Source organism: Dysosmobacter acutus (genome assembly GCF_018919205.1).
Lineage (GTDB): Bacteria > Bacillota > Clostridia > Oscillospirales > Oscillospiraceae > Oscillibacter > Oscillibacter acutus.
The window spans coordinates 369833-386850 of sequence record NZ_JAHLQN010000001.1; the positions used below are offsets into that span (position 1 = coordinate 369833).

At 60.7% G+C, this 17018-nt stretch carries 16 protein-coding genes and 1 riboswitch; of the genes, 2 read left to right on the plus strand and 14 right to left on the minus strand.

Annotated elements, in window-relative coordinates:
• The first annotated feature begins 10 nt into the window (after positions 1 to 10).
• The gene (locus tag KQI82_RS01700) at positions 11 to 820 is read left to right on the plus strand and encodes a DUF169 domain-containing protein (protein ID WP_216557830.1); all 810 of its coding nucleotides are present in this window, start codon (positions 11 to 13) and stop codon (positions 818 to 820) included.
• Between the two features lie 33 nt (positions 821 to 853).
• Here the strand turns inward: KQI82_RS01700 and KQI82_RS01705 are convergent, their stop codons facing one another.
• The 14 genes from KQI82_RS01705 to KQI82_RS01770 form a co-directional block, all read right to left on the minus strand.
• A complete protein-coding gene (locus tag KQI82_RS01705) occupies positions 854 to 1837 on the minus strand; it encodes a LysR family transcriptional regulator (protein ID WP_216557833.1) in 984 nt (327 codons plus the stop codon).
• 170 nt (positions 1838 to 2007) lie between these two features.
• Positions 2008 to 3180 (minus strand): M24 family metallopeptidase, encoded by a 1173-nt coding sequence (locus tag KQI82_RS01710; RefSeq protein ID WP_216557836.1) that lies wholly within the window; start codon positions 3178 to 3180, stop codon positions 2008 to 2010.
• A 22-nt stretch (positions 3181 to 3202) separates the two neighbouring features.
• Positions 3203 to 4708 carry a tripartite tricarboxylate transporter permease gene (locus tag KQI82_RS01715; protein WP_216557841.1) on the minus strand — a complete coding sequence of 502 codons (1506 nt, stop codon included), beginning with the start codon at positions 4706 to 4708 and terminating at the stop codon, positions 3203 to 3205.
• Positions 4709 to 4721: 13 nt separating this feature from the next.
• Positions 4722 to 5207, minus strand: coding sequence for a tripartite tricarboxylate transporter TctB family protein (locus KQI82_RS01720; RefSeq protein ID WP_216557844.1), 486 nt, complete (start codon positions 5205 to 5207; stop codon positions 4722 to 4724).
• Between the two features lie 31 nt (positions 5208 to 5238).
• Positions 5239 to 6300, minus strand: a complete 1062-nt coding sequence (locus tag KQI82_RS01725; RefSeq protein ID WP_216557847.1) for a tripartite tricarboxylate transporter substrate binding protein — start codon at positions 6298 to 6300, stop codon at positions 5239 to 5241.
• 117 nt (positions 6301 to 6417) lie between these two features.
• On the minus strand, positions 6418 to 7458 hold the full coding sequence (locus KQI82_RS01730) for a GntG family PLP-dependent aldolase (protein ID WP_216557850.1): 1041 nt from the start codon (positions 7456 to 7458) through the stop codon (positions 6418 to 6420).
• 233 nt (positions 7459 to 7691) lie between these two features.
• Positions 7692 to 8000 (minus strand): hypothetical protein, encoded by a 309-nt coding sequence (locus KQI82_RS01735; RefSeq protein WP_216557853.1) that lies wholly within the window; start codon positions 7998 to 8000, stop codon positions 7692 to 7694.
• 102 nt (positions 8001 to 8102) lie between these two features.
• A complete protein-coding gene (locus KQI82_RS01740; RefSeq protein WP_216557856.1) occupies positions 8103 to 9794 on the minus strand; it encodes an FAD-dependent oxidoreductase in 1692 nt (563 codons plus the stop codon).
• 23 nt (positions 9795 to 9817) lie between these two features.
• Complete coding sequence (locus tag KQI82_RS01745) at positions 9818 to 10303, minus strand: metallophosphoesterase family protein (protein ID WP_216557858.1); 486 nt, start codon at positions 10301 to 10303, stop codon at positions 9818 to 9820.
• Between the two features lie 117 nt (positions 10304 to 10420).
• A complete protein-coding gene (locus tag KQI82_RS01750; RefSeq protein ID WP_216557861.1) occupies positions 10421 to 11728 on the minus strand; it encodes an aspartate kinase in 1308 nt (435 codons plus the stop codon).
• On the minus strand, positions 11725 to 12474 hold the full coding sequence (gene dapB / locus KQI82_RS01755) for a 4-hydroxy-tetrahydrodipicolinate reductase (RefSeq protein WP_216557864.1): 750 nt from the start codon (positions 12472 to 12474) through the stop codon (positions 11725 to 11727). Before dapB ends, KQI82_RS01750 begins: the two co-directional genes overlap by 4 nt.
• Positions 12471 to 13358 (minus strand): 4-hydroxy-tetrahydrodipicolinate synthase, encoded by an 888-nt coding sequence (dapA, locus tag KQI82_RS01760; RefSeq protein WP_216557867.1) that lies wholly within the window; start codon positions 13356 to 13358, stop codon positions 12471 to 12473. Before dapA ends, dapB begins: the two co-directional genes overlap by 4 nt.
• Before the next feature lie 120 nt (positions 13359 to 13478).
• Positions 13479 to 13654, minus strand: a riboswitch (Lysine riboswitch).
• Between the two features lie 118 nt (positions 13655 to 13772).
• On the minus strand, positions 13773 to 14906 hold the full coding sequence (locus KQI82_RS01765) for a pyridoxal phosphate-dependent aminotransferase (RefSeq protein WP_216557869.1): 1134 nt from the start codon (positions 14904 to 14906) through the stop codon (positions 13773 to 13775).
• Positions 14903 to 16009 (minus strand): amidohydrolase, encoded by a 1107-nt coding sequence (locus tag KQI82_RS01770; RefSeq protein ID WP_216557872.1) that lies wholly within the window; start codon positions 16007 to 16009, stop codon positions 14903 to 14905. The genes KQI82_RS01765 and KQI82_RS01770 overlap by 4 nt, the downstream gene beginning before the upstream one ends.
• A 232-nt stretch (positions 16010 to 16241) precedes the next feature.
• On the opposite strand from KQI82_RS01770, the gene dapD reads away from it, so the two are divergent.
• Positions 16242 to 16949 carry a 2,3,4,5-tetrahydropyridine-2,6-dicarboxylate N-acetyltransferase gene (dapD, locus tag KQI82_RS01775; protein WP_216557875.1) on the plus strand — a complete coding sequence of 236 codons (708 nt, stop codon included), beginning with the start codon at positions 16242 to 16244 and terminating at the stop codon, positions 16947 to 16949.
• Positions 16950 to 17018: the final 69 nt, after the last annotated feature.

Genomic DNA, 17018 nt, shown 5'->3' on the forward strand with positions numbered 1-17018 from the left:
GAGAGCATGTATGAACGAGTTTACTGTCAAAGAGCTTGCGGTCCGGCTGAGCTGCGCCATCGACTGGCCCCGTCAGGCGGTCGGCGTCCGCTTTCTATTCACAAAGCAGCAGTTTGCGGACGCGCAGGCCATCCAGCTCACTAAGCCCATCAACTACTGCATGATGGTCAAGTCCGCCACATTGGGTCATGCTGTAAAGGCGGACGCCTCCGCCCACCGGTGCGCTGCCGCGGCCCGCGCCCTGGGACTGGCGCTTCCGGATGAATTGCACCGCAGCGGGCGCAGGGGACAGGTCATTCGCCTGTACCATGATTTGGGCACCGCAAAGTACACCCGGGACCGTCAGACCCTCTGTGACCACAGGGCCTACGGCGTCATGGTCAAGCCCCTCTCTCAGTATGCGGACTCCGAGGAGCCGCCCCACATGGTACTGATCATCACCAACCCCTATTATGCCATGCGTCTGATTCAGGGCTATACCTATTACTATGGCATCCAGACCAATTTCAAGATGTCCGGCCTCCAGGCGATCTGCTCCGAGTCCACCGCCTATCCCTACATGTCCAACAACATCAACCTCTCCACACTGTGCGGCGGAACCCGGCTGTACTGCAAGTGGAGCGACAGTGAGCTGGCGGTCTCCATCCCCTACAGCAAATTCCCGCTGAGCGTGGAGGGCCTCCTGCGCACCATGGACTTACAGGACAGCAATGAGAAAAAGGCGGTTGCCCGTCAAAAGCTCAAGGACAATGGAATGGAGGAGGAGTTCCCGCTTCAGGACGACTTCAACTACTGCGACATTGCCAACGCCTATAACTAAAGAGAGGAGCCTTCCGGCTCCTCTCTTCTCGTTTTACAACGGCCTCCCGTCTGCAAGCTTTCCTGAAAAGTACTCCCTTGCCAGCTCCGCAAAGGCCACGCTGGCATTGCTCATCACCCGGCCCTTTTTACTGACCAGCACCAGGTCCCAGGTGACGTCCGCATCCGTCACATCCAGCAGGCGGATGTTTTTGTTGTCCACGGAATCCCAGATGGACTGCCCCATGAGGAACACGCCCCAGTTGCGGCTGACCAGTGAAGCAAGGAAGTCGCAGTCCGTGGAGGACAGGGCGATGTTGGGAGTGAAGCCGGCATTTTCGCAGTTTTTCATAAACTGGCGGTACAGGGAGTAGTCGTCGCTGACCGTGAGAAAGGTTTCGTTGCTCAGCTCCCTGAAGGAGACGGCTTTGCGGGACGCAAGGCGGTGGCTCTTGTGGACCCCTAACTTCAGGTTTTGGTTGACCATGGGAATGATGTCATACTTGCTCTCGTCGATGGGCATCATCTTCATGGCGAAATCCGCGTCCTGGGACTCCAGCAGCTCCAGCCCGCTGGTGCCGCACTTGCCCTCCACGTGGATGGTGACGCCGGGGTATTTCTCATGATAGATGGACAGCAGCTCCCCCAGATACACCTTGCTCAGCACAGGCGCGGCCACGATGGACACATTGCCGATGATCTCCCGGCTGATGCTCCACGACCCCTCCACCATTCGGTTGTAGGCCGCAAGAAAATCCCGGGCATAGCTGTAAAACAGCTTGCCCTCGCTGGTAAGGTTCATCTTTTTGGCGTTGTAGTAAAAGAGATTCAGCCCAAACTCCTTCTCCAGTTTCTGGATGGCGACGCTCAGTGTGGGCTGAGACACGGAGAGGGATTTTGCGGCCGCCGAATAACCCTCCCGGTCGGCAATCTCCACAAAATAAATGATCTGCTTAATATCCACGCCCTTGCTCCTCATCACCCTGCCCACGTAATTTTCCGTTCCCATGACAGGGGCTGTTTTTGGCTGTTCGTTCATACTCCGGGTTGTTGTGTGCATATCTTCCATTCTACCTTTTCAATATAGTCTATCATAATCCCTTTGGAAAAAATATGCAAGCCGGAAAAGTTCCATATCCTTTCCAAAAGGCCAGCAAAAAAGGCAGAAACCACCGCTTCTGCCTTTTTTGCTGTATATAGAGAGAAGTATCAGTCTGCCATCAGGTCGGCGTCGAAAGGCAGGTCCTTGCTCAGCAGCTCGTAGCCGTCTTCGGTGACCAGAATGTTCTGCTCCATGTGGGTGCCGCCCACCTCGGGACGGTCGAACATGGTGACCCGGGGCTCCACAGCCATAACCATGCCCGGACGCAGCACGTAATCCACGCCCTTGTTGATGGAGGGGGAGCCATGGAGGCCGTATCCCAACTGGTGGCCGGTGGCGAACTTGTGCTCGTACTTTTCAAAGCCCATCTCCCGGATAACCCGGCGGGCGGCCGCGTCCACATCGCCGCAGGTGTTGCCGGGCTTGACGGTGTTCAGCGCCTCCTGGAGGGCCAAGTAGTTGACCTTATACATCTGCTTCTGGAGGTCGGTGGGCTTGCCGGTGCACAGGGAGCGGCCCACGTCGCCGGTGTAGCCCCGGTACACGGAGCCCAGGTCGATGATGACCATCTCGTTTTCCTGGATGACCTTCTCCGTGGAGATGCGCTCAAAGATGGCGGAGTTGACGCCGGAGGCGATGTTGGTGACAAAGGGCGTCATCTCGCTGCCCAATTCACGCATCTTGTACTCGGCATAGGCGGCCACCTCGTACTCGGTCTTGCCGGGCTTGCAGAACTCCAGGGCGGCGTTGCAGCCCACCACGGCGATCTCAACGGCGCGGCGCAGGTGCTTGATCTCCTCAGGGTGCTTGACAACCGTCAGATCCACCCACATCTTGCTGATGTCCACGAACTCCATGGAGGGGAACTCCGCCTTCAGCTGGAGGTACATCTCAAAGGGAAGCAGCTCCACGCCCACGCGGCCGGAGGTGATGCCATAGTCCCGGAAAATCTTGATGACTTCCTCGCCCCACTTGGAGAAGCCGGGCAGCTTGCGGTGGTCCTTGATGTCGGAACGGATCTGGATGCGGTAGTTGTCGCTGCCGGAGGTGTGGCCCACCACGGTATCCCGGCCCTTGGGGATCACGGCCAGGTATTCCGGCTCGTAGAAGGGGCGGTAGCCCTTGACATAGAAGTCAGTGGCATAGCGGACGGTCTCCGCCTTCAGCAGCAAAATGGCGTCCAGTCCGTTCTCCTCCATGGCCTTCTGGATCTTCTCCTTCTTGGCCTGATGCAGTACGTCCCCGCCATAATAGGAAGGGTCTTCTTTCCACAGTTCCATTTTGTATCTCCTTTATATCAATTTATGAATTCTTTTTCTTCTTCAACAGCGGCTGCACATAGGGCCACACCACGCTGAACACAATGACGATCACCAGTACCAGGGAGACAGGACGGGTGAAGATGGCCTTAAGTGTCTCCGAGCCGAAGAGCTGGTTGGCCCGGATCAGCTGGTTGTCCGCTATGCCGCCCAAGACGATGCCCAGCACAATACCCGGCAGCGAGAAGTCAAACTGCTTCATCAAATAACCCACCAAGCCGAAGGCGAACATCAAAAACACATCAAACATGGCGTTGCGGCAGGCAAAGGAGCCGGCGATGCAGAACACCATGATGCAGGGGGCCAGAATCTTGGTGGGGATATCCAGCAGATTGGTGAGGCCGAAGCCCGCGCCGATGGCCATGACCAGCATGATGACCTGGGACAAAATAGCTGCCAGGATCAGTACGTACACCATGGGCATCTGGTCCCGCACTAATGTAGGGCCAGGCGTCAGGCCCTGGATGCTCAGCGCGCCCAGCAAAATGGCGCAGGTGGAGCTGCCCGGGACGCCCAGGGCCAGGGTAGTCATCAGCGCGCCGCCGGTGCAGGCGTTGTTGGCGGCCTCCGGAGCCACCACGCCCTCGGGATAGCCGGTGCCGAATTCGTTGCCGTGCTTGGAGGACTTCTTGGTCATGCCGTAGGCGGTAAAGGCGGCCACCGTGCCGCCGGCGGCAGGAATGGCACCGATGACCATGCCCATCAGACCGCAGGTGATAATGGTTTTGGGATGGCGCAGAGCCATTCCCATACCTTTTACAATCTTTTTTACGCTGGTTTTTGTCTTGGCGTCCTTATTGACGATAAATTCCTTGCCCACCATGCTGAGCACCTCAGACATGGCGAAAAAGCCGATGATGGCCGGCACCACCTGGACGCCCTCGGCCAGGTAGATGGAACCGAAGGTGGCCCGCCATTCGCCGGTGGGCGTCATGCCCATGGTGCCGATCAACAGCCCCACAAAACCGGAGAGCAGCGTTTTGGGCACGTTGGCGCTGGAGGAGAGCACCGCCAGGATGCTCACGCCCATCAGCGCGATGAGGAACATCTCCGTGGGCCCGATCTTCACCGCCATACGGGCGATGGGGATCATGGCGAAGATCATGAAAACATAGCTGATGAGTCCGCCGCAGGCCGACGAACAGAAGGCCACGCCCAACGCCTCACAGCCCTGGCCCTTCAGGGTCATCTGATAGCCGTCAAAGGTGGAGGCGGAAGATTCCGGAGCGCCCGGGGTGTTGAGCAGGATGGCCGTGATGCTGCCGCCATAGATAGTGGCAATGTACACGGAGATCAGAAACACCAGTGCGTTCACCGGTGTCAAGGCAAAGGTGACCGGGAGCAGGATGCCGGTGGCCATGCTGGAGGTGAATCCGGGGATGGCGCCCACAATGATGCCCATGAAGGTGCCGATAATGATCCACATCCAGGTGCTGCCGCTGGCAAGCTCTGCCAAGGCGTTTCCCACATATGTTGCGATTTCTGCCATTTGCGTCCCCTCCTTACTTCAGAAACGTCAGCAGTCCGGCGGGCAGGGGAACCGCCAGCCACACTTTAAACACCAGATACACAAAAGTATCCATTACCACGGGGATCAGCACCAGCAACAGCTTGCTGCGCACGCCAAGGATCACCATGGAGGCCAGCAGGAACAGGAAGATGCACAGCACTGCGCCCAGGAAGTTGAAGCACAGCAGCGTGGCCAACACCAGCAGCACAAAGGCCACCAACTTTCCCGTGATGCCAAACCCGATTTCCTCTCCATCCGCTTCCGCCGGGGCTTCCCGGCGGAAGTGGATGGACTGCTTGATGCACATAATGCTGAAGATCAGGATGCCCGCCAGCAAAAAGCCGGGGAACATCAGCGACGCGGAGGACAACCCCCGGGCGGCGACAGCATAGGCGGCGGCAAAGACATCCATCAGCAAAACCACAATGATTTCCTTGGAAATCTCCACCTGGCCGGTTTTTGTCTTGATTCTAAACATGGGCAGTCCTTTCTTGAGTCAGCTTCTTAAGTCAGCTCTCCGAAAACATAGGCGCGACCACGGTCTCCACCTCGTTGGCCATCTGCTCCATCTGCTGAGCATAGTCTGCGCCGGAAGCCAGCACGGCGGAATCGTAGACGTTGGCGTCCTTCAGGTTCTGGAGATAGGCCTCATCGGCGGCCACCGCCTCAAAGGCGCTGATCAGCTTCTGATAACGGTCGGGGTACTGATCCACAAAGTCCTTGGAAACCCAGTAGCAGCCCATTCTGGCCTGGAACTCGTCGGAGGGCATTTCCACATTATATGCCTTCAGCTGCTCGTTGAAGGAGACAGCGTCAGGCCATGCGCTGTTGGCCTCGGTGGTGCCGATTCCCAGAGCCTTGGCCTCGGTGACCAGGTCCACACGGGCGTAAGCGTCGCCGAAGATCACGTCCACGTGTCCGCCCAGAAGGGCCGCGGAGGCGTCGGAGCCGCCGTCATAGGAGACCAGCTTGATGTCCAGGTCCAGGTTGTTCTTCAGCCACAGGGCGGTCGCCTGCTGTCCGCCGCCGGCCGCATAGCCCACGGAGTACTTGCCGGGGTTGGCCTTGGCGCCGTCGATAAAGTCGCCCAGGGTGTTGAACTCACTGCCGTTGAGGGCCAGCATGACGATGGGGTCATAGGACTCCACCCACACGGGAACCAGGTCGGCATAGTCATAAGTGGTATCCTGAAGGGCTACGGTGTAGAAGATGCCGGGGGCATTGACCGCCAGCAGGTTGTAGCCGTCGGGATCTTTTCTCAGGAAGGACTCGGCGGCAATCTGGCCGCTGGCGCCGCCCTGGTTTTCCACCACTACGTTGACGCCTAACTCCTCCTGGAGATAGGGCTGCACCATTCTGGCCAGCTTGTCGCTGGAGCCGCCGGCGCTGTAGGCCACGGTGATGGTGATGGTGCCGTCGGGATAGGAATCGGTGCTTGCGGAGGAACCGGCGCCGCTGCCGGAGGTGGAAGAGCCGCCGGCGCTGCCGGAGGAACCGCCGCCATTGCCGCAGGCGGCCAACAGGGAAGCGCACATTACAAGGGTCAGCAACAGAGCAAACAATCTTTTCATGACATTACCCACACTTTCTTTTTTTCATATTTTTCCGGAATCTCCCGGGTTTTTTCAGATACGGGCGAATTTTTGCCGGTGCGTTCGGTTCGTTGGATTTCAGCCTGTCCGCTCAGATCAATGGGCCGCGCAGAAGTTCCGGATGCGGACAATGGCTTCGTCAATGTCCTCGTCGCTGATGCCGCGGTAAGTCACCAGGCGGATGGAGTCGTCGGTGATGTAGTGGGCCCGGACATGGGCCTCTTCCTCCAGGGCCCGGAGCCAATCCTTGCCCTTGAGCGCGCCGTGGAGGTCCACCTTGACAATGTTGGTCTGGACGGTGGAGAGATCGATGGAGATGTCCTTGGCGTCCTGAATGCCCTCGGCCAACTTCCGCGCCCGGGCGTTGTCGTGGGCCACCCGCTCCGAGAGATGCTGCACCGCATACATGCCGGCTCCGGCCAGCAGTCCCACCTGGCGCAGCTGGCCGCCCATCAGCTTTCGGGTGGCTCTGGCCTTTTCAATGAACTCTCTGCTGCCCACAAGGAACGAGCCAATGGGAGCGGAGAGGCCCTTGGACACGCAGAACTGGACGCTGTCCACGCCTTCCGTCAGCTCCGCCACACTGATGCCCAAGGCGCTGGCGGCGTTGAACACACGGGCGCCGTCCATATGGGTGGCCGCGCCATACTGCTTACACAGCTTCAGGACTTTTTCAATATCCTCCCGGGAAATCACGCAGCCGCCCTCAAAGTTGTAGGTGTTCTCAAGGCAGACCAGCTTGATGTCGCCGCCCTTAAGCGTCTTTTCCAGTTCCTCCAAATCATATACACCCTTGGTGTGCGGCAGGCAGACCGGCACGATGCCGCACAGATCCGGGCTGAAGATGCCCTTTTCTGCCTTGTACATGTGCATATTGGTGGCAGTGACCGCCTTTTCGCCGCGCTTGCAGTGGGTGGCGACGCAGACCATGTTGCCCATGCTGCCCGAGGGCACATACAGCGCGTCCTCCTTGCCGAAGACCTTTGCCACATAGGCCTCGGCCTCCGCGGCGGTGGGGTCCTCGCCCTTATTGCCCTTTGCCCGTCCATCATCGCCCAGAGGTACGCTGATCATATACTCCAGCATCTCCCGGGTAGGAAGCGTGACGGTGTCGCTTCTCAGATCAATCGTTTTCATTTACTTCCCTCCAAATTTCGACCGCGGTTTTTTTATGGCCCGCGTTTAGGCTAATTTATCATTTCATATAGTTAATGTCAATACTAACTATAGTTAATTTTTATTGTTGTAAGCATTTTTTCTGTTTTTTATCATTTTTCCTAAGTTCGTTTGTGCAATTCACCTATTTTTATCAGAAAGGCAGAAAAAGGGGACAGTCTTTTGTCAAGACTGTCCCCTTTTTCTCTGTAAATTTATGCAGGATGACGAACCACTTTTGCATCGACGTCAGCCGCTTGTCCCTCATTGGAGGATACATACAACTGATACCGTTCCGCCACCCATCGGCGCAGCAATTCCACGCCCTGTTCGTCCCGGGGAAACTCCCTCTCCTCCACGTCCCCGGCTTTCTCATAGCACAGATGGGTGTAGACGGCGGCGGACACGGCCTCCTTCTCCCGGCGGAACCGGTAGCGGAACTCCCCTTCGGAGCCGGTATATACGCTGGCCCGGTCAAACCACTTGGGCGTCAGCGCGGTCAAAACCTCTTCTATGGCAGGCATATTGTCCCTCCTTCCGGATTCTGTCTGCGTTGTACCACAGCCGCCGGTTTTTTCCTCCTTGTACCGGCATGCCGCAGCCTTTGCCACACCTTGGGCAGCGCGCTACTTCAGCGGAATCCCGCAGGGGTAGGCCGGGCCTTCATCGGTGCGCCGGTCCGACATCACATAGGCGTAGAAGCGATAGCCGCCGGAGAGATGGGCGCAATCAAAGCCGTTGCCGGCAAGGATGCGGCAGGCAAGGTAACTGCGCAGCCCGCTGTGGCAGTTGACATAAATCGTTTTGCTCCGGTCCATCTCCTCCAGCCGGTCCCGCAGCTCGTCCAGGGGGATGTTGACGGCGCCGGGAATGTGACCTGAGCGGAACTCCTCAGGTGTGCGCACATCTACCAGCATGACGCCGTCCTCCCGGCGCAGGGCGTCCACCTGGTCCCAATGGAACTGGCGCACCAGGCCCGAACGGAGGTTTTCCATGGTGAAGCCGGCCACATTCACAGGGTCCCGGGCAGAGGAATAGGGCGGGGCATAGGCCAGCTCCAGCTCGCTCAAATCCGCGGCGCTCAGCCCCTCCCGGATGGCGGAGGCCAGCACGTCAATGCGCTTGTCCACTCCGCCAAAGCCCACGATCTGGGCTCCTAATATCCGCCCGCTCTCCGGGTCAAAGAGGGTTTTCAGCGTCAGATTGGCAGCTCCCGGGTAGTATCCGGCGTGGTCTGTGGAGAAATTGACCACCTTATCATAGGGGATTCCGGCGGCCTGGGCGCTCTTTTCATTGAGGCCCGTGGAGGCAGCGGTCATGCCGAAGAGCTTGATGACCGAAGAACCCTGGGAGCCCTGGTAGCGGGCCTCCCGTCCGCAGATCCGGTCCGCCGCGATGCGGCCCTGCTTGTTGGCCGGGCCGGCCAGGGAGATGAGCGCCGGGCGGCCGCTGACCAGGTGGCGCACCTGCACCGCGTCGCCCACGGCGTAGATGTCCGGCAGGGAGGTCTCCATATACTCGTTCACCACGATGGAGCCCTTGATCCCCAACTCCAGCCCCGCGTCCCGGGCTATCTGCGTATCCGGCTCCACACCGATGGCCAGGAGCACCAGGTCCGTCTGGAGGGGCGGCTTCTCCTTCAGCATCACCCGCAGGCAGTCTCCGGCGTCCTCATACCCGGCGATGGGGGTGTTGAGCCGCAGATCCAGCCCCCGGGTACGAAGGTAGGAGTGGACCTGGCAGGCCATGTCATAGTCCAGGGGCGGCAGCACCTGGGCGCTGCGCTGAAGCAGCGTGGTGGGAATGCCGGCCTCCATCAGGTTCTCCGCCATCTCCAGGCCGATGAACCCGCCGCCCACCACGGTGGCATGGCGGGGACGGCGCCGCTCCACATACTCCCGGATGCGGAAGGTATCCTCCACGGTCCTAAGCGTCATGATCCGCTCATCGTCAATGCCCGGCAGCTCAGGCCGCACGGCCCTTGCTCCGGGGGAGAGGATCAGCTTGTCGTAAGTTTCCTCATAGGTTTCTCCACCGGCGCGGACCTCCACCGTCTTTTGTTCCGGGTGGATCGCCGTGGCCTCATGGCCCACCCGCACGTCGATGCGGAAGCGGCGGCGGAAGCTCTCCGGCGTCTGGAGAGTCAGGGCCTCCTTATCCGTGATGACGCCGCCCACATAATAGGGCAGGCCGCAGTTGGCGTAGGACACATAGCCGGATCGCTCCAACACCACGATCTCCGCCTGTTCGTCCAGCCGCCGCAGCCGCGCCGCGGCGCTGGCCCCGCCGGCCACGCCGCCGATGATCAATACCTTCATGTCCGGTTCCTCCTGTTTTTCAATTATTTGATAAAGCCGCTCTCCTGTTCCTCAGGGGCAATGACGCGGCAGGAAATCTTCCCGCCGCTGATATTCAGCCAGCCGCAGGTTCCCCCCGCGCCCACGGCGCCCGGGTTCATGATCCAAAGCCCGTTCTCCTGAAAACAGCAGGGTTGGTGGGTGTGGCCGAAAAGCAGCACATTGGCCCCGGCCCGCCGGGCGGCGCCGATGGCGGCTCCGTATCCCATCTTCACCTGCCAGCGGTGTCCGTGGGACAGCAGCACCCGGCAGCCGTCCACCATCAGATTTTTGATGTCCGGCTCCTCCGTCCATCCGTCGCAGTTGCCCGGGACCGAAGCCATGGGGGTCTGGGGGCACTCACGGGCCAGGGCCCTGGCATCCCGCAGCAGGTCTCCAAGGTGGAACACCGCGTCGGGCCGGAGAGACCGGGTGAGGCGGACCATATTGTCCACATTGCCGTGGGAGTCGGAAACAACCAGAATGTTCATGCAGTTCCTCCCTCTGTTTCCGGCGGGGCCGGTTGAGGGTATCTTAATCCATGGGACGGGCTCTGTCAAGAAAGAACCCCTCCCGCCGGAGGGCGGGAGAGGCAAATTTGGATTCCATCAAACGCAGAAGGCGTGGTAGACAGCGGAGATGGCTTTTTCAAAGTCGGCTTCATCCACGCCGATGATGATATTCAGCTCGCTGGAGCCCTGATCGATCATCCGGAGGTTCACATCCGCCTCGGCAATGGCGGTGAACAGCCGGGCGGCCAGTCCCTTCTGACGCACCATGCCCCGGCCCACCACGGCGATCATTGCCATGGCCGCCTCCACGGAGACGGCGTCGGGGTTGACGGTGGAGCATATCTTCTGAACGATCTCCTGGCGGTGCGGCTCAAACTCCGCGGAGGCCATGACCACGGACAGGGTGTCAATTCCGCTTGGCATGTGCTCAAAGTTCACGCCGCACTCCTCCAGAGCGCTGAGCATCTTGCGGCCAAAGCCCACCTCGGAGTTCATCTGATCCTTTTCGACGGTCAGCACCGTAAAGCCCTTGCGGCCCGCCACGCCGGTGATGCTGCCCTCGGGCTGCTCCTGGGCCTGGGGCACGATCAGCGTGCCCGGGTCCTGGGGCCGGTTGGTGTTGCGGATGTTGATGGGAATGCCCGCCGTCTTCACGGGGAAGATGGCGTCCTCATGGAGAACGCTGGCGCCCATGTAGGCCAGCTCCCGCAGCTCCGTGTAGGTGATGACGCCGATGGGTTTGGGGTCGGGGACAATCCGTGGGTCGGTGACCAGCATGCCGGACACGTCCGTCCAGTTCTCATAGACGTCGGACTGGGAGGCCCGGGCCACGATGGCGCCGGTGATGTCCGACCCGCCCCGGGAGAACGTGCGGATGGTGCCGTCGGGCAGGGCGCCGTAAAAGCCGGGGACCACGGCCCTGGGCAGCTCCTTCAGCTTTGCGCCCAGCACACTGTTGGTCCGCTCCGCGTCAAAGGCGCCCTTGGCCGTAAAGAACACGCACTCCGCCGCGTCCAAGAAGGGTACGTCCAGATAGGCGGCCATGACCCTGGAATTTAAGTACTCGCCCCGGCTGGCCGCAAAGTCCCGCTGAGGACGCTCACGCAGCTGCTTCTCAATCTCATCCAGGTCCTTCTCCAGGGAAAAATCCAGGTGGAGCCGTGTGATGATCTCATCAAACCGGGCCCGGATCTCCGTGAAGGGGCCGGCGAAGTCCTTGCCCTCCAGAGCCAAGTCATAGCAGCAGTACAAGAGGTCCGTGACCTTGATGTCGCCGGAAAAGCGTTTGCCCGGCGCGGAGGCCACCACATAGCGGCGCTCCGGGTCCTGGCGGAGGATGGCCCCCACCTTTTCAAACTGGGCAGCGGTGGCCAGAGAGCTTCCGCCGAACTTGACTGTCTTCATTCCGCCCCTCCCGATTCGCCGATCATGGACCGCATGTCGTAAAGCCCCGCGCCCTTCCCCTGGAGGAACCGGGCGGCGGTGAGCGCCCCTTCGGCGAACAGCGCGCGGCTGTAAGCCTCATGCTTGAGCGTGATCGTCTGGGTCTCGGTGGTAATCATCACCTCGTGGGTGCCCACAACACCGCCCATCCGGAGGGCGCTGATGCCGATTTCATTCTGCTCCCTTTTGCCTTGGCCGCTCCGGCCGCAGTGGTTCTTCAGCTCCGGCCGCGCCTCACGGACGGCGTCGGCCAGCATCAGGGCCGTGCCGCTGGGTGCGTCCACCTTGCGGTTGTGGTGGATCTCCACAATTTCGATGTCCGCGCCCTCCAGCACCGCGGCGGCCTGCCGGGCCAGGGAGCACAGCAGCGCCACGCCCACCGACATGTTTGCGCTGAAAAACACAGGGATTTTTTTCGCCGCTGCAAAGATGAGCTCTCTCTCCTCCTCCGTGTGGCCGGTGGTGGCGATGACCACCGGAAGGCCCCTGCCGCAGGCATAGGCCAACAGCGGGCCCACAGCGGTATGGTGGGAAAAGTCGATGATCACATCCGCCTCAGGCGCGTCGTGCAGGTCGGCGAGCACGCCCTCCCCTTTTCCATAGGCATCCACCGCGGCGGCAAGTTCACCTCCCCGGTAACCCTCCTCTGCCAGCCGGACGATCTCCCGGCCCATGTGCCCGCAGGCACCGTTTGCAATGATCCTCATACCCGCAGCCCCTGCTCTCTCATAGCCTTCAGCAGGCGCTGGCGGTTTGGCTCCTCCATGGGCGTCATGGGCAGGCGGAGCTCCCCGCCGCACATGCCCATCGCGGCCAGGGCGGTCTTGACGGGGATGGGGTTCACCTCGCAGAACAGCGCGTGGATCAGTTCCAGATACTGAAACTGCAGCGCGGCGGCTCCGGCCGCATCCCCGGCGAAATAGCGCCTGCAGATCTCCGTGGTCTCCCGGGGCAGCACATTGGACAGCACGCTGATGCAGCCGATGCCGCCCACGGACAGTATGGGCACGATCTGGTCGTCGTTTCCGGAATACAGGTCTAACTTGCCCTGAATCAGGGCGGCGGTCTCCACAATCCTGGAGATGTCACCATTGGCCTCCTTGATGGCCTGGATGCGTTCGTGCCGGGCCAGCTTCAGATAGGTCTGAGGCAGAATGCCGCATCCGGTACGGGAGGGTACATTGTAGAGGATCAGGGGGATTTTGCTCTTGTCGGCAATGGCGGTGAAGTGGGCCACCAGGCCGTTCTGTGTGGCCTTATTGTAGTAGGGCGTCACCACAAGGGCGCCGTCGGCGCCCACCTCGGAGGCGAACTCCGTCAGCTCAATGGCGCTCTCCGTGCAGTTGCTGCCCGTTCCCGCCACAAGGGGCACCCGGCCCGCCACGCGCTCCACCGCAAAGCGGATGACCTCCTTGTGCTCCTCCACCGACAGCGTGGGGCTCTCGCCGGTGGTGCCGCAGGAGACCAGCGCGTCGATGCCGCTTTCAATCTGCCAGTCAATGAGCCGGCCATAGCTCTCATAATCCACACCTTTGTCGTTAAACGGGGTGATGAGCGCGGTTGCGATCCCTCTGAAAATTTCCTTTGACATGTCAATGCCCTCCCGTTTTTTATTTCTCAAAAAAAGAACAACCTTTGCGAAAAGGTTGTTCTTTACATGAACTCGTATGGCTTGCCGCCGCGACAAGCGCCGCAGGCCAATACAACCACTTGTAAAGATAGCTCTCCGCATCACGCGACAGCCCGGCTGCTGTTCGTTTACCGGGCCAGTACAGCCCCGCTGCACCCGGGTACTGCCTTCGGCATCCCGCGCCTTTCCCCCGGCCAACGGCCTGCACTGCCTTGGCAGCCGGGTTACTCATCGCGCAACGCGCCTCTATCTTTCTATATTATGAGTGACATAATACCGTATCCGCCGTGAAAATGCAAGAGCGGGTGAATGTGCACAATTCACGTATTTTTCGGCAAATTCCACTATGTTCCTGTCAACTTATCATAGTTTTCCTCAAAGTGTTCCCAAAAAAGCCTCCAGCCGGTCCATTCCGAGGGCGATCTCCTCCGTGGAATAGCAGAAGGAGAACCGGACAAACCCCTCCGCGCCGAAGCAGGTGCCCGGCACGCCGGCCACCTTCCCCTCCCGGACCATCCGCTGGCAGAACTCCTCGGTGTCAAGTCCAAACTTTTTCACGCTGGGGAACATGTAAAACGCGCCCATGGGCTCCACCACGTCCAATCCCATGCCCCGCAGGCGGTCGTACATATAGTCCCGGCGGGCCCGGTAGGTCTCCACCATGTCCGACACGTCGCAGCGCAGCGCGGCGGCGCAGCCGTCCTGGATGAAGGCCGTGACGCTGACCACGTCGGCGGCATGGAGCAGCTTCAGCTTCTCCATCACCGGAGCGTCGCCCATCAGATAGCCCACCCGCCAGCCGGTCATGGAATAGGGCTTGGAAAAGCTCTGCACCACCAGCAGCCGGTCCTTCAGCTCCCTACAGGCGGCAAGGCGGGGGCAGGGCCCATAGGAAAGCCCGGTATACACGTCGTCCGAGAGCACAAAGAAGTTCCCCTCCATGGCGGCCCGCCGGATCACCCCAAGCGTCTCCGCGCTGTAGACGGAGCCGGTGGGGTTGTTGGGGGAGTTGAGCACCAGCAGCTTCGTCCGCTCCGTCAGTACGGAGCGGAGCTTCTCCTCCGTGATCTGAAACCGGTCTGCACTGGTGTCCAGCAGCACCGGCCTGGCGCCGGCCAGCGCCGCGATGGATTCATAGAGGGAAAAGGCGGGGGTGGGGATGACCACCTCGTCCCCGGGATTGAGCACACCGGTCATGGCCGTGTAGATGGCCTCCGTGGCGCCGATGGTGAGGATCACTTCCTCCGGGCTGTAGACGAGGCCGCTGTGGGCTTGTTCAAACTCCGCGATACGGGTGCGCAGCGAAAGGCTGCCCACATTGGGGGGATAGTGGGTATGGTTTTCATCCAGCCCCCTCTTGCAGGCCTCCTTGATGGGCTCCGGGGTGTTGAAGTCCGGCTCGCCGATGGTCAGCAGGGCACAGCCGGGAACGCTTTTGGCAAGGGCCGTGAAGCGGCGGATGCCGCTGGGCTCCAGCGTCAGCAGCCGCTGATTCATTCGTTCTATCATACCGCTCTTCCTCCATATCTCCGGGCGATGGACTCAAAGAGGTCGGCGCCCCGGCTCAAAACCGCCTCGTCAAAGTTGAAGTTATCCGCGTGGAGGGCAGGCGAGGGGCCGGTGCCCAGGAAAAAGAACAGCCCCGGCAGGTGCTTTTGATACCAGGAGAAGTCCTCGGTGATCATGACCGGCCGTGGCAGCTCCTCAAATTCCACGCCGCACCCGGTCCGGATGCGGTCATAGAGCTCCGGCGGATTGATAACGGCCGGGTAGCCGTCGGAGTTGGTGACGGCCACGCCGCAGCCCGTCTCCGCCTGGACGTCCCGTCCGATGGCACGGATACCCTCCAGCAGATCGAAAAACACCTCGTCCTGAAAGGTGCGCAGACTGCCCTCTATCCGTGCGCGGCCGCTGAGCGCGTTTCGAACCGTACCGCTCTCCATGCGGCCGAACCGGCACAGCCGGTAGATCTGAGGCGGCAGAGAATCCACCAGTTCCCGCACCCGGCGGTAAAAGAGGACGGCCGCGTCCAGGGCGTCGATCCCCTCCTCCGCCCTGGCGATGTGGGCGGAGCGGCCCGTAAATTCCGCCGTCACCTCGCAGGAGCGGCTCATCATCTCCAGACGGCGGCTGGCCACCGTCCCGGCCGGAAGGTCGGGCCAGAGGTGCAGCCCAAAGACCGCCTCCACGCCGCAGCGCTCAAAAACGCCGCTCTCACAGATCTTCCGGGCGCCGCCGGTGGTCTCCTCCGACGGCTGAAACACCAGCAGCACATTGCGGTCCGATTCCTTCCAGCCGTTGAGCCGCCTTCCAAGCTCCAGCAGGATCGCCATATGGCCGTCGTGGCCACAGGCATGCATCCGCCCGGGGTGGAGGGAGGAAAAGGGAACGCCGCTGCGCTCGGTGATGGGCAGGGCGTCGGCGTCGGAACGGAAGGCAATGGCGCTGGGCGCTCCAAAGTCAAAATAGGCGCACAGGGCTCCTTTGCAGGGAGAGGAGAGATCGCACCGAAGGCCTGAGAGGGCCTTTTCAAGATAGGCCATGGTTTCCGGCAGGTCGCAGTCCAGCTCCGGAATGCGGTGCAGGGCCCGACGGTCGTCGACAAGGGACATATATGCCACCTCTTTGCACTTAAAGAATTTGACCGAATCATAGCACGGGCGGCCCACCGCGTCAACTTTTTCTCTTTCGCGGCGGAGCATTTCGCCGCTATCCCGCATATTTGGAAAGGAAAACCGTTCATTTCTGTAAATTTTGTTTTCCCCTTCCCCTTTTCTTTCCCCACCCGCCGTGGTATGATGGGTACAACTTTTTTGAATCTTCCGGTAAAGGAGCAACTGAGATATGAACGCACAGGAGATTATTGAGTATATCCGCACCTCGGAAAAGAAGACCCCCGTCAAGGTCTATGTGAATGAGAAAAGCCCCGTGGACTACGGCGGAGCCACCGTCTTCACCGGCGCCGCCGGGAACGTGACCAGCAAAATCGTCTTCGGCGACTGGAAGGAGCTTGGCCCCATCCTGGAGGCCAACGCCGACCGGATCGCCGACTGCGTGGTGGAAAACGACCGCTGCAACTCCGGCGTGCCCCTTTTGGACCTGAAAGGCATCAAGGCCCGCATTGAGCCCGGCGCCATCATCCGGGAGAAGGTGGAGATCGGGGAGAACGCGGTCATCATGATGGGCGCCATCATCAACATCGGCGCGGTCATCGGCGAGGGCACCATGATCGACATGGGCGCCGTGTTGGGCGGCCGGGCCACGGTGGGCAAGCGCTGCCACATCGGCGCGGGCACCGTGCTGGCCGGCGTGGTGGAACCCGCCAGCGCCACTCCCGTCATCGTGGAGGACGACGTGCTCATCGGGGCCAACGCCGTGGTCATCGAGGGCGTGCACGTGGGCCGCGGAGCCGTGGTGGCCGCGGGCGCCGTGGTCATCGAGGACGTGCCGGACCACGCGGTGGTGGCCGGGTGCCCTGCCCGGGTCATCAAGACCAAGGACGCCAGGACCGAGGAGAAAACCGCGCTCATCGACGCCCTGCGGGAGCTGTAAGCAAAAGAAGGCAGCCGGCGGAAAACGCCGGCTGCTTTTTTCCCTCTCTTAAAATCAGCTCAGAAAGGA